Below are 13,305 nucleotides of genomic sequence, written 5' to 3' on the forward strand. Positions count from 1 at the left end.
AATTGATGCGGAAAAACGGTTTGTTATAAAGGTAGTCGATAACCATGAATAGATTAAGTCAGTGGCCGCCCTATACACCTATTGACTCAAACGGGTAAACCCACGGGGGGCAGCGATGCGAAAGAAGCGCTCCACCACCTCGACGTGGGTAGCAGGTGTCATCAATGAAACCGCCACAAACACCGGCAGATTAAGCATCAGCCCCCAGAACCCCGCATGAATGCCTAGCGGGTGTGGCCATAGCGTAGTAAACGCCACGGTAATCAAAAAGCCCGCCACGATACCGGCCATCACGCCCAAGCGAGAAGCCCGCGGCCAAAAGAACATGCCGATAAAGGCGGGCAGCACCTGGGAAGCAAACCCCAACCCCACTAACAGAATCATTACCAAACTGCCGGGTTCGGCAATCGCCAGTGGCGCAACCACCAAGAACATAATAGGCAGTATCAGCAGCCGGGCGAGCTTTCCGGTCACGCCATCAGAAAGTTTTAGCACCGGCTGAAGCACATCTTTGCTTAGCGACAGCGATACCGAATGAATAAACGGCTCGCTGGAAGACATTGAGGCCGCCAGGGTACCCGCGCCGAGCAGTCCAACCAGCACCACCGGCAAGTGTTGCATGGCGTATTCGAGTACCACGGTATCGGCCCGGGCTAGCTCAGGCAGCGAGAAAATACCGATAAAACCAACGACAACCATGGGTAGAATGACGACATAATAAGTCGGCAACCACGTGGCACTGCGGCGAATAGTGCGCGCCGAAGAGGCACTCATCCACTGAGTCCATACCGGCGGCATAAACGAAAACATCGAAACGATGATCGAGGTCGTCCAGAAGCTAAAGCTCATATCGCCGCCTGCGCCTGGTAGAGTGAGAAACTCGCTATGCTCGGTCTGAATACGCTCAAACACTCCGGCAAAGCTCAGCCCACCGGTAGCACTGTGAACAGCCCACAGGCCAACCGCCCAAGCCACAATCAGCATTAACACCCCCTGAAATGCATTGGTTCGGCCAATTGCGCGCTGGCCGCTGGCGTAGAGATAGACCGCAATGCAGGCCAGCACCAGCACAACCCCCAACCAAATCGGAATCAAACCACCGCTCATCACGAACAGAATATACGCCGAGCCAATAGTCTGTAGTACCGCGTAGGCAATAGAGCCGATTGCCATAACGAGTGCCGCTAATGCGCCCAACGCGGGACTCTGATAGCGGTCGGAAATGGCGCTTGCCTGAGTCACGTGGCCAAACTGTTCACCGAACTGCCATACCTTGGGGCCGAAGTACCACGCTACCAATGCCAGATAAGCCAGGTAGATCGCCACATAAAATACCGCGACGCCTTTGGAGTAAGCCCAACCGGGAGCTCCCATAAAGGTGTAAGCACTCACACTACCAGCGGCAATCAACAGGTAGAGCGTCACCGGCCCCATACTGCGACCCGCCACGCCCCACTCTTCCAGGCTATTCATGGAGCGCCCTGCCCTGGCGCGCAGGCCAATCACCATGGCGATGGCGACATAGGTCAAGGTAATCAACAGTGGCCAGGGGCTACTCATGGTCGTCTCTCTCCACAATGCAGTTACCGATCAGCATCACCACCACGCAGGCAAAAATTACCAAATAGCTCCACACCACTATTAGCGGCAAGCCCATCACCAAGGTGGCCCGGTTCACCATCCCAATCACCGGCCATATGCCTGCCAGCACCAATACCACAAACGCAATTAACAGCCCCCAGCCCGCCCGGGAGGTAGGCAGAACCAATAAACGCCCCATGAGTGTTCCCCTTATTTTCTGAATCCAAGTTTTAAAGTCGGTTTTTAACTACATTTTTTTAACTACAGTTTTTTAATAACCCGTTTTTTACGATGGCTTTTAGAAATGGTTATTTAAAACGGCTTTATTTAGCTTCAACGTTATCCGTTGGCAGCGTTGGCCAGCGCATGGGTAGCGCCAAGCGCTCTTCAAGCTGCCGCGCCAGCTTGAGTACAAAATGATCCGCAAAACGTGGGCCAACCAACTGCACACCAATGGGCATATCACCGCTACTGACCCCAGCATTAAGGGAAATAGCGGGCTGCTCGCCCATGTTCCATGGCACGGTGTAAGCAATATGCTCAAAGGGTTGGCGCGGATCATTGGTGGGCGATGGCCATTCTGCGGGAAAGGCAATATTCGGCGTAGTAGGCGATATGACAGCGTCCACCTTATCAAAAACCGCTTCGGTGGCGCGTCGCATCATCATGGTTTGCTGAAAACCCTGCACCGCGTCTACGCCACTTAAGCGCGCGCCACCGTCGGCCCAGGCTAAAATGGCGGGCAATACCTGCTCACGTTCTTCTGGCGAGAGCTTTAACAGCTCGCTCCACTGTCGGGCTTGCCAGAAGTGATCCAGACCATCCAGCATTTCGCGGGTCAGCACGGGTGCCAACGGCACTAGCATTGCCCCGGCGGCTTCTAGCTGCTTGGCAGCCTGCTCGACATGTTGGCGAATCTCATCATCTAACGGCAGACCGCAGCCCGCCTCCATCATCACACCCACTCGCAAACCTTTAACGTCTAACGCTAAGTCCATCCAGTCGATCTCTTCCGGCGGCAGGCGCATTGCATCGCGTCGATCCGTGCGGGCAAGCGATGCCATCATTAACGCGGCATCGTTTACGCTGCGGGTCATGGGCCCGGCACAGCGGCCCACATAATACGGATCTATGGGTACCCGGCCCAGCGTAGGCTTAAAACCGACGACCCCACACCACGCCGCTGGCAGGCGTACCGAGCCACCAATATCGGTACCCACATGCAGCGGCCCAAGCCCAGCGGCCGCCGCCGCGCCCGCCCCCGCGCTTGAACCACCGGTATTACAGGTCAAATTCCAAGGGTTGCGGGTCAAGCCATGAAAAGAAGAAAGCCCCGATGACAGCATGCCAAAGTCAGGGCAGGTCGTTTTTGCCAACAGCAGGGCATTGTCTTCCGCTAGGCGCGCAGCCGGGGGTGCATCCTCAGTGGCAGCAGCCTGCTCACCCAGCCCCGTGCCCACCGGCACCGGCATCCCTTTAGTGGCAATCAACTCTTTAAGAGTGACCGGGACACCGTCCAAAACGCCGCTTGTCTCGCCCTTGGCCCAACGCTGTGTAGACGCTTCGGCTGCTTTAATGAAGGCTTCCGGCTGATAGGCATACAGCGCATTGATGTGCGGCTCCCAGGCGTCGATATGTTCAACCAGGGCGCTGGCTACTTCTTTTGGCGAGAACCTATGGGCTCGGTAGCCATCAATTAATTGGGTGGCGGTGAGTTGATGTAGTTCAGGCATCACATTACCTTTTTGCTGTTGTTGTCAGACTGACGTTATCAATTAGCTCAGCATGAACCCACTCAGCGCTCTCTGCTATTTCAATATTGACCGCAGAGTGTCCACAATTTGTGTGCACTCTGCTTTTCAAAATTTTTTTAGGTTCAAGCTCTTTCAGAATGGCGGGTCTTGCAGTGTTTGCAGAGCACTTGCCAGCAGCGAAAGGCACGCGTCGGTGGCAAAGCTGCGCTGGCGATGACGATAAACACAGAGATCAATCCGCGCTGCCTCGAGCTCTAAAGGAGATAAGGGAATGCTGACGAGTTCGCCTAACTGACATTCGCGGGCAACCGCCATCGGCGGTAATACCAGCACGCCTGCGCCGTTCAGGGCGAGTGCTTTTTGGGTTTCCAGTGAAGCGGTTTTGAAGGTGGGGACCAGAACTACCCCGGCCTGATGAGCAGCGTGCTCTAGCGCTTGACGAGCGCCATAGGACTCATCAGGCAAGATCAGCCGGTGCTCTGCCAAGGTGTGAAGACTCACCTCAGAAGCCGCGGCCAATGGATGGCCTGGGGCCATCACAGCATGGTGATGCAACTCGGCGCTGGCAAATGGCACGATGTCATCGTGACGAGGCATAAAGAACGACAAGCCAATATCTGCATCGCCTCGGCGCAACGCCTCCACCATTTGGCTAGCGCTAGCGATTCCGATATCAAAACTCAAATGAGGGTAGCGCAGCACCATCTTGGCCAAGGCAGGCGCTAGCAGGCCTGCAACAACGCCTTCCGATACCTGCAGACTGACCCGGCCAGTGCGCAAACCTTTAAGGTCTGCAATATGCTCCTGCACCCGTTCAAGGTCACGCAGCGTGCGCTGGGCCTGGGCGGCTAATAGCTCCCCCGCTGCTGTTAGGCTAATACCATTGGGGCCGCGCTCGATGAGCGGTGCGCCAAGCTGGTGTTCGAGCAGATCAATCTGACGGCTAATCGCCGTGGGGGCAATATGCAGCTGGGCAGCGGCTTGGCGCAGTGAACGGCACCGAGCCACAGTATCGAAGTAGCGTAACGCACGGCCACTGATCATAAACGCCTCTCAGTTTTGTGGCTTATCTAGCTGCCGCGCCATCACCGTAACGTGCTCTTTCCGATACTCAACGTCCTCCTTATCCTCCCAACCCAGCCGTCGATAAAGCGCCTGTTGATCAGGGGTATAGAGATAGAAGCGCTCAAAGCCATGCGCAGCTGCTTCGGCTTCTACCCGGCGTACCAACGCAGAGGCAATACCCTGCCCCCGCCATTCGGGTAGAACAAATACTGAGGCAAGCCAGGGAGTAAATTCGCGGCGAATACTCATATCATCAGCAGTCAGGCTGGCGGTTCCCACGGGGGTTTCGCCTTGCATCGCCACAAAAATGGAAGGCACACCGCCCTGACCACATTCAGCCTTTAAACGTTCAATAGCCTGCTCTAGGGTGAGCCCTGGGTGTAAATGACCCCATGCTTCAAATGTCCAGGCTGCAACTGCGTCAGCATTAGGGTCGTCGGCTCTTAGCCGCTGAAGGATAATATCGCTTTGCATGAATGGCTCCCAGCCTTGTTTAGCACAAGCGAATACAGTAGCGACAAACGGCATGCCTCGCTATAGAAGCTTGACCAGCCTCGACAATGCTATTGCGCTCCAACACCTAAATCCACCAATAAGGGTCAGCCACGAATTCGGTCAGCGGCAAGGCAGCGATCAAGCGAGGCTCCCTACGAATACTGACTAGCTCAGCGTAAAATCTGGCATCCTGAATCGCTTACGGTAAGCGCCTGGCGCAAGACCGGTCGTGCGTTTAAACAAACGCCGAAAGAAAGCCGCATCCTCATAACCCACCTGCCAACTGATGTCATCGATAGTGGCATCGGTTCGTTCCAGGCGGCGTTTGGCGTCCTCAATGCGTAAACGTTGGATGTAAACGATAGGCGTCAGACCGGTACTGCTAGCAAATCGACGTTTGAAAGTGCGTTCAGCGAGTGAGGAGCGCTTGATCATCTCCTCCACAGGGTTAGCGACCGAAAAATGGGTGCACAGCCATTGTTGCGCGGCCTGAATATCGGCATCGCCGTGGTCTGTTTTACCTTCGAAGATCATGTAGGGAGTAAGGCCGTCCTGATGCCACTGCAGCGCGTATAGACGTGCGATTTCCTGCGCAGTGGTGGCACCGGCGTAGCGCGCAATAAGGTATAACGCTAAATCGTGCCAGCTGGTGGAGGCACCAGAGCTGATCAATTCGTCACGCAAGCCAGCAATAACCAAGACACGTTCAGGGTGTGCAACCACCTCAGGATAGCAAGTCGTAAACGCCTGAGCGTAGCCAAAATGCACCGTGGCATCACGACCGTCGAAAAGGCCGGTCTCGGCTATCAGGAAAACCCCAGAGCAGGCTGAGCACAACACGGCGCCCGTATTGTGCATTTCTTGTAACCATTCAACCAGGTGTGGATAACGCCCCTTCTCCCAACCAGACTCGCTCAGCAATACTGAAGGAACGATCACAATATCAGTGTTGGTAATGCTCTCGATTGCCCGCTGCACGTTGATAGGTACGCCACTCGCCAGTGCAAGGGAGCCCTCGGCCTCGCCGACAATCTCAACATGAAAAGGTGCAGGCGCCCCCTCTGGCACAAGGTTCATCAATGAGGCAGCGTTCATCACATCGTAGATACCTGCCAGCGTAGAGATTACCGCATCAGGCAACGCCAGCAGACTGACATGATAGGGAGTAGCGCCAAAGCTAACGAATGATTGAGGCATGGCTTAGGTTTCCCAGCGCACAAAAACGTCGTGTCACAAACGAACCGATTTAGGGTGATTCTGACTCTTATACCGAGAGGGCACCGCTGAGATTATGAGTGCGTTCAGTTGTTACCTTCAACTGACACCCTCACACCACACAAGAGAAGCGTAGACCATGTGCGTAACGGCTATCGATCAAAACAAGTTAGAAACCTTTGTCATGCAGGCGGTGGGCGATCTGTCCTCTGCTTATGGCGGTGTTATGGTCAGCCTGGGCAACAAGCTTGGGCTTTACAAAGCAATGGAGAGTGCAGGCCCCATTAGCGCGATAGAACTTGCCCAGCGTACCCACTGCGCTGAACGCTATGTCCGGGAGTGGTTAAATTCCCAGGCGGCCGGCGGCTATGTTGCCTACCATGCTATCAGCGATACCTACGAACTTCCCCCTGAACAGGCGATGGTGCTGGCAAACGAAGATAGCCCAGTATTTATTCCACCGGCATGGCAGGTTCCCGCCTCAATGTGGTTTGACGAAGAGAAAGCCCTTGAGGCATTTCGCACTGGCACAGGCGTGGCATGGGGCGACCATGACAGCCGCCTACAGTGTGGTGTCGCGGCCTTTTACCGTAACGGTTATCGCAGCAGTCTGGTGCCTGAATGGTTGCCCGCACTAGAAGGCGTCATTGACAAGCTTGAAGCCGGTATCACGGTTGCCGATGTTGGCTGTGGGTTTGGCCACTCTACGGTACTGATGGCTAAGGCTTTTCCGAAATCTCGCTTTTACGGGTTTGATGCCCACGAGCCTTCTGTTGGCGAGGCGGGCCAAAATGCCACCTACGCTGGCATCGCCGAGCGCGCACACTTTGAAGTGGCAAAGGCGGACAATTATTCGGACAGGCAGTACGGGCTGATTTGCTTCTTCGACTGCCTGCACGATATGGGCGATCCAGTGGCAGCCGCAAACTATGCCGCCAAAGTGCTAGCACCAGGCGGCACTGTATTGTTAGTTGAACCCTATGCGCAGGATCATCTTGAACACAATCTGTCGTTGGTAGCGAGAATGTATTACGCCGCGTCCACGACTATTTGCTGCGCCCATGCGATATCGGAAGGTGGCAAGCAGGTTCTCGGCGCGCAAGCAGGAGAAGCACGCTTAGCAGCGGTATTTCGCAAGGCGGGGTTCAGTCACTTCAGGCGCGCAGCGGAGACACCGTTTAATTTGATCCTTGAGGCGCGCCTTTAAGGGTAGAGAAGATAAATTAGCTGCGTAAAACGTTACATAGGGCGCTCCATTAGGAGCGCCCTATTTTTACAAGCGACACAAATTGGCTATCAGATGGATACGGGCTTCATTTTCTCAGCTAGCTCATCGTCCAACTCATTGGCCCGCTTGGCTGCTGGTCTACTTTCCGTGCGCGCTATGTAGTGTTTGAACACCTCGTTCGGCAGGATATTCTTCTGCATTGTCTCCCACCAGAGGTAACTGCTAACCAATATATCTGCCGCAGTAAACTGATCGCCGCAGATATAAGCGCTCTCACTGAGTGCTTTTTCAAGCGTATTGATACTGTCTGCCACTTGGCCACACCCAACGGCCTGTGCGTTGCTGCTGTCAATTTTCCAATCATAGGCCATGGCACTGGTGGCCATCTCGAACGGACCCGCCATAAAAAACAGCCAGCGATAGTAGGCTCCGCGTGCGGGAGATTGCGGGGGCGGTGACAGCTTTTTATCCGGAAACTGATCCGCCAGGTACGCACAAATAGCCGCCACTTCCGTCACAACAATATTGCCATGCTTGATGGCAGGCACCTTCCCCATTGGGTTTATAGCCAAGTAGTCCTTGGCTTTCATCTCTGAGCCGTACTCCATCGCCTTTACCGAATAGGGTATGCCTACTTCTTCCAGCATCCAGCGCACCACGCGCCCGCGAGACATCGGATGAGTGTAAAACGTAAGTTCTGACATGCTGAGCTCCTTTTTTAGTCAATTTTTCGGTGACACAAGGTATTGCCAGGCCAGATTAGTGGGTTAATAGGCGAAAATGCGTCCTAAATAAACGCAACAATGCACTTTTTCTGCAAGACTTCAAAAATAACCTCGAGAGGAAGGTGGCGATGGCAGGACCCACAACGCGCGTGCTTGCTGTACTTGAGTTGCTGCAGGCTAATGGCCAGATAGGCGGAGCCGAGTTGGCCGAACGCCTGGGCGTAGATCGACGCACTATCCGGCGTTACATTACGGCGCTGGAAGATATAGGTGTGCCGATAGTGACCGAGCAGGGGCGCTACGGCGGCTATCGACTGGTGGCTGGCTTCAAGCTGCCCCCCATGATGTTTACTGATGAAGAGACTTTCGCCGTTTCTCTAGGCTTATTGGCCGCCAGCCAACTGGGACTGACGAACGCAACGCCTGCCATCGCCAGCGTACAAGCGAAGCTCGAGCGGGTGATGCCTGCGAATTTAAAAAGACGAGTGCGTAGTATCAGTGAGACCACTCAGGTGTTCTTACCCCGGCGTGAACCCAGCCGTGATGACTGCGCACTTGAGACACTGACTAAAGCCGCTGAAGCCATGCGAACCGTCGGGCTTATCTACCACTCTCCGCAACATGAACCGATTGAACGTCAGATCGACCCCTACGGGTTAGTTTTCCAACAAGGTCGGTGGTATGCCGTTGGTTTTTGCCATCTGAGGGGTGCCATGCGCTCGTTTAGGCTGGATCGTATCAGCGGTGTGCGCCTACTTGATGATACCTTCACACGCCCCGCTCACTTCAATGCAGCCGATTTTTTAAGCGAAAGCCTTATGTCCTGGGGCCCAACTTATGAAGTAACACTTGTGCTACACATTGATCGTGCCGCGTACGCTTACTTTGAGAACCAATTTTTCTGTACAGATCCGTTCGAAGAGGTTGAAGGTGGATTACTACTCAACACCCGAACCGACAGCTTCGAGTGGTTTGCCTATTGGTTGGCTCAGCTCCCGTTTCGATTTACCGTCCTCAAGCCGGATGGCCTAAAAGAAGCCCTACGTGAGCACGCCAAACACTTACTAGCCAGTTGCGAGCACTCTTCATCGTATCCAATAGATAAGCCCTAACACTGTCTAAAATCGGGTAGAAAGGAAGGCTCTATCTGTCTGACGTCAGGATAGGACTTTCCAGCCTCTTAGGTGCTAGTCTGTTATTCAAATAACGTTAAATAAAGACTCACAAATGCAACATTCATTAAGACGAACACACCGTCTTGCATTGGCGACAATTGCCCCGCGCACTTTTGCCTTTTGCCATACCTTCGGGCTAACCGTATGGATCTCCATAGTAGAAAACAGCGGCTGGACGCTTATTCTGCCTGGAGTTTTACTGCTGCTATGGCCCGGCGTCGCCTATGCGCTTGCGGCAAGTGCTCGGAATTCCAAGCGTGCCGAATTTAGGAATCTCCTCTTCGACAGCCTGCTGTTTGGCTTTTGGTGTAGCGTGCTGGATTTTTACCTTTTAGCCACCATTACTATCGGGCTTGCCTGTTTGATGAATAACTTAGTGGTCGGCGGAGTGCGGAAAATGATTGTTTCAGCTGCACTTTTTGCTGTCGCTGCGATGGTCGGAAGTACCCTGACAGGGTTCACTTTTCGTCCCTATGTGAGCAACAATTTAGACATCTACCAATGGGCCGGGGCTGTGGTCTATTTTCTAACCATAGGTCGTGTAACGTACAGCCAGAATCGTCAGATCGGCCGTAGCATTGGCGAGATTAAGTTTCAGAACCGGGTTTTTCACGCCCTATTGGATCTCGGGGCGGTCGCCAATCGTGCGATCAATATCCATTCTCTGCTGGATGACTCGTTAAACCACCTACATAGCCATTTTCCCGACTACGGCTTTGCCGTTTTTCTACAAGAACGGCAACGCTCAGAAGTGACACGCTACGCGGCTATTGCGGGGCTAAGCCCAAAGGATGAAGAACGCCTAAAGCGCCTATTGGCCAGTGTCCATGAGCAAAGAGAGTATCCAGTCAAACTGCCACCAACAGAGCAAGATGAGAATTTATACATTACATCCATGGGGGGCCGTTTAAGCTTGTACGAAGGTTGGTTGTTCGTAAAAGCTCCCAAACGGGACGATGGCTTGGAGCAAATACTGTCGCTATTTGCCGACCAACTGGCGACCGCTACCGAAAATAAATTGTTGCATTTGGAGCTGAAAAAAACCGCTGAGCGTGACGGGCTCACCGGCCTTTATAACCGAGGTTTCTTGGAATCGGCGCTGCAGTTGAGCATTCAGGGCAAAGCACAGACGCCAAGCCTGGATTTTGCTGTTCTGATGATGGATGTCGACAGACTCAAGGAAGTGAACGACCAATATGGCCATGTCGCAGGCGATCAATTGATTGCTGGCGTTGCCAAGTATCTGCAACTTCACTGCAGAGATAGTGACGTACTGGCACGCTACGGTGGCGACGAATTCGTCATTCTATTCCCCTCTGCCGACCTGGCAGCAGCCAAGCGTATGGCAAGTCTGCTCAGGGAAAATCTGCCCAACCAACGTTGCACCATCGACACCGCTAACGGCGAACGCGAAGAGCTGACGCTTCATGTGAGCTTGGGGTTCGCCAGCTCCAGCGAAGCGCCTGCCTTACAGGTGTTTACTCTCGCAGATGAGCGCATGTATGAAGACAAAAGTCAGCGCCGCAAACCAAAGGCCAGTGCGCTAGGCACAACGAGCAGGCCATCCTTATAGAAGTTTCCTCATAAACTACTGTCCAGCGGTTGCCCCCACTTATCACCATGCACAAGTTCGCTTAATGATAGACGGGAGCGCCAGCCTTTGGCTTCGAGCTCCGGCTGGTCTAAAAACTCGCTGACATAGCCAAGGCAAAGATACGCCAGCGGATAAACGTGTTCAGGCAGATTCAAGGCAGCGCTTAGCTGCTCTTGGTCAAGAATACTCACCCAGCCAACGCCGATGCCTTCCACTCGCGCTGCCAGCCAGAGGTTTTGCACCGCCAAACATGTGCTAAACAGGTCGGTTTCTACAATGCTATTACGGCCCAGCACATGGGGGCCGCCCCGGCTTCGGTCGCAGGTAATGCAAAGATTAAGCGGACTTTCCATAATCCCTTGCAGCTTAAGGCTGCGATAATGCGCTTTACGCTCGCCTTCAAAGCGCTCGGCGGCCTTCTGATTCTCTTGCTCGAACAGCGCCAACACCGTTTCCCTGACGTCGCGACTTTCAATCACGATGAAATCCCAGGGCTGCATAAACCCCACCGATGGCGCATGATGCGCGGCCTCCAACAGACGGTTCAGCACTTCAGGGGGAATCCGGTCAGGCAGAAACTGCGAACGCACATCGCGCCGTTCATGTATGGCGCGGTAGAGCCCACGCCGCTCAGCATCGGAAAAACGGTGGTTCGAGATGGTCATTGCGCTGCTCTGGCCTTTTGCTGATCGGTTGTAGAGTCAGTGCAGAGTCTACACGAGCTTAGCCCAGCCGCCAGCGTAGCGGGTTTGTTTGACCTAAAACGCCCTCATCGTCCCAGTCGTCCCAGCCTGCAAAGGGGATGGGACGTTCACTACTCAAGCTCACCAGGCGAGTTGCCCAGGCTGCCTTGCAGGCCTCTAGATGGCCAGCGATATCAGCCTCCTCTTGATAGCGAATACCGCCGCCCTGAATGCCGTAGCTTAGCTGAGGGGCCAGCACGTCAAAGCCAACGTAATACAGCGAAGCATGTATAGGCCATAGCCAGTGAACCATATTGCCAGCACGCCCAAAGGGCTGAAACGCTTTCTCCGGCGAGCCCGTGGTGACGGACAGCATCGCCTGCTTACCGCGATAGTAGCCCCGGTCGTAACGCATGCGGCTTGTGTAGCGCCCGCCATATACCAGTACGCGATCAAACCAGCCTTTCAAGATAGCGGGCTGGGCGTGCCACCATAACGGGAACTGGAAGATCACCAAGTCAGCCCATTCCAGCCGCGCTAACTCCCGCTGAACGTCTTGCGGTAATGCGTTTTGCTGGTAGTGAGCGCGCTGTTCATTGAGGGGATAAAAGTAGTCCACGTCAACGGCTTGATGTGGATAGTGCTCAGCACGCTCCACCGGGTCAAACTGCTCAGCATAGAGATTGTCTACCTCGACGGTATGACCCGCGCCCACCAGCTGTTTTACCGCCACATCCACCAGGCCGCCATTAAATGACTTGCGCTCAGGATGAGCCAAGACGATCAACACATTCATACTGCGCCTCCCCTATCGATTGGTTTGACGACAGGCTAACCTGTTCATATATGCCATAACATTGGCTAAAAATGAGAACTAATCTTGCATGAATGAACAGCAAATAAGATGGGACGATCTACAAATTGTGCTAGCGATTGCCCAGGCGGGCTCGCTATCCGGTGCCAGCCGAGCGTTGCGTATCAGCCATGCCACGGTATTTAGACGTTTAAGTGAGATGGAGCGAGGGCTTGGCGTTACCCTTTTTGAGCGCAGCCGCACAGGCTATACACCAACCTTGGCAGGGGATGATCTGGCGGCTTCGGCCAAGCGCGTACAGAGCGAAATCAATAGCGCTGAGCGGCGAATTATCGGGCAGGACTTAACCCTCACCGGTAATCTGCGCATCACCACCACTGATACGCTTTTCGCGGGGCTGCTTTCGCCGCTACTTGCTAGCTTTCGCCAGCGCTACCCTGATATCACGCTGGAAGTGGTTATCTCCAATCAGTTGCAAAGCTTGTCGCGACGTGAGGCCGATATTGCGATCCGGCCTACTCGAAAGCCACCCGAAACCCTGGTAGGTCGCAAGATAAGCGATATCACTCAGGCTATTTATGGTCAAAAGGCGCTTTGGCAAAACGCCTGCCTGCCATTAGAGCCCGCGTCACTGCCAACAGAAAGCTGGATCGGCCCGGATGTTCATCTAGGCGACGCCACGCTTGAAAAGTGGATGATGAATAAAAACGCCACCTACCGGCTGGATAGTATGCTGGGTATGCAATCAGCGGTACGCCACGGGGCGGGTATTGCGGTACTGCCCTGCTATCTTGGCGATGCCGATAAAGAGCTACTCAGGTTAAGCGAACACATAGAAGCACTCACCACCCAACTCTGGCTGCTCACCCACCCGGATCTGCGCCATGTGGCCAGAGTACGTGCGTTTATGGAGGCGATGACGGTGGGGGTTCAAGGCCAAAGAATCTAGCTCAACACATGGAAAATGCCTTCCACC

The 13,305-nt window shown here is 54.2% G+C and carries 13 protein-coding genes; 4 read left to right on the forward strand and 9 right to left on the reverse strand.

Going from position 1 to position 13,305, the window contains the following annotated elements; translation table 11 throughout:
* Positions 1-78 precede the first annotated feature (78 nt).
* From J7J49_RS08160 to J7J49_RS08185, 6 genes are all read right to left on the reverse strand, one after another.
* Positions 79-1,560 (reverse strand): sodium:solute symporter family protein, encoded by a 1,482-nt coding sequence (locus J7J49_RS08160; RefSeq protein ID WP_064234857.1) that lies wholly within the window; start codon positions 1,558-1,560, stop codon positions 79-81.
* Entirely contained in the window at positions 1,553-1,780 is a 228-nt protein-coding gene (locus J7J49_RS08165) for a hypothetical protein (protein ID WP_215091673.1), read from the reverse strand. Before J7J49_RS08165 ends, J7J49_RS08160 begins: the two co-directional genes overlap by 8 nt.
* A gap of 124 nt (positions 1,781-1,904) precedes the next feature.
* Positions 1,905-3,314: an amidase gene (locus J7J49_RS08170; RefSeq protein WP_215091675.1), complete on the reverse strand. Its 1,410-nt coding sequence runs from the start codon at positions 3,312-3,314 to the stop codon at positions 1,905-1,907.
* A 153-nt stretch (positions 3,315-3,467) separates the two neighbouring features.
* Positions 3,468-4,379: a LysR family transcriptional regulator gene (locus tag J7J49_RS08175; RefSeq protein ID WP_215091677.1), complete on the reverse strand. Its 912-nt coding sequence runs from the start codon at positions 4,377-4,379 to the stop codon at positions 3,468-3,470.
* A 9-nt stretch (positions 4,380-4,388) separates the two neighbouring features.
* A complete protein-coding gene (locus tag J7J49_RS08180) occupies positions 4,389-4,874 on the reverse strand; it encodes a GNAT family N-acetyltransferase (protein WP_215091679.1) in 486 nt (161 codons plus the stop codon).
* Between the two features lie 186 nt (positions 4,875-5,060).
* Complete coding sequence (locus tag J7J49_RS08185; protein ID WP_215091681.1) at positions 5,061-6,092, reverse strand: GlxA family transcriptional regulator; 1,032 nt, start codon at positions 6,090-6,092, stop codon at positions 5,061-5,063.
* Between the two features lie 157 nt (positions 6,093-6,249).
* Here J7J49_RS08185 and J7J49_RS08190 point away from each other — a divergent pair, with 157 nt between their 5' ends.
* Positions 6,250-7,317, forward strand: a complete 1,068-nt coding sequence (locus J7J49_RS08190) for a class I SAM-dependent methyltransferase (RefSeq protein ID WP_215091682.1) — start codon at positions 6,250-6,252, stop codon at positions 7,315-7,317.
* Positions 7,318-7,406: 89 nt separating this feature from the next.
* Here the strand turns inward: J7J49_RS08190 and J7J49_RS08195 are convergent, their stop codons facing one another.
* Complete coding sequence (locus tag J7J49_RS08195) at positions 7,407-8,042, reverse strand: glutathione S-transferase family protein (protein WP_215091684.1); 636 nt, start codon at positions 8,040-8,042, stop codon at positions 7,407-7,409.
* 149 nt (positions 8,043-8,191) lie between these two features.
* Here J7J49_RS08195 and J7J49_RS08200 point away from each other — a divergent pair, with 149 nt between their 5' ends.
* Positions 8,192-9,175, forward strand: a complete 984-nt coding sequence (locus J7J49_RS08200) for a helix-turn-helix transcriptional regulator (RefSeq protein WP_215091687.1) — start codon at positions 8,192-8,194, stop codon at positions 9,173-9,175.
* A 115-nt stretch (positions 9,176-9,290) separates the two neighbouring features.
* Positions 9,291-10,811, forward strand: coding sequence for a sensor domain-containing diguanylate cyclase (locus tag J7J49_RS08205; RefSeq protein WP_215091689.1), 1,521 nt, complete (start codon positions 9,291-9,293; stop codon positions 10,809-10,811).
* 8 nt (positions 10,812-10,819) lie between these two features.
* On the opposite strand, the gene bluB is transcribed toward J7J49_RS08205, so the two are convergent.
* Positions 10,820-11,497 (reverse strand): 5,6-dimethylbenzimidazole synthase, encoded by a 678-nt coding sequence (gene bluB, locus J7J49_RS08210; RefSeq protein ID WP_215091691.1) that lies wholly within the window; start codon positions 11,495-11,497, stop codon positions 10,820-10,822.
* Positions 11,498-11,555: 58 nt separating this feature from the next.
* Positions 11,556-12,311: an NAD(P)H-dependent oxidoreductase gene (locus J7J49_RS08215; protein WP_215091692.1), complete on the reverse strand. Its 756-nt coding sequence runs from the start codon at positions 12,309-12,311 to the stop codon at positions 11,556-11,558.
* Positions 12,312-12,399: 88 nt separating this feature from the next.
* Here J7J49_RS08215 and J7J49_RS08220 point away from each other — a divergent pair, with 88 nt between their 5' ends.
* On the forward strand, positions 12,400-13,278 hold the full coding sequence (locus tag J7J49_RS08220; RefSeq protein WP_215091694.1) for a LysR family transcriptional regulator: 879 nt from the start codon (positions 12,400-12,402) through the stop codon (positions 13,276-13,278).
* Positions 13,279-13,305 lie beyond the last annotated feature (27 nt).

Source organism: Halomonas sp. ISL-56 (assembly GCF_018612805.1).
In the GTDB taxonomy this organism is placed as follows: domain Bacteria; phylum Pseudomonadota; class Gammaproteobacteria; order Pseudomonadales; family Halomonadaceae; genus Vreelandella.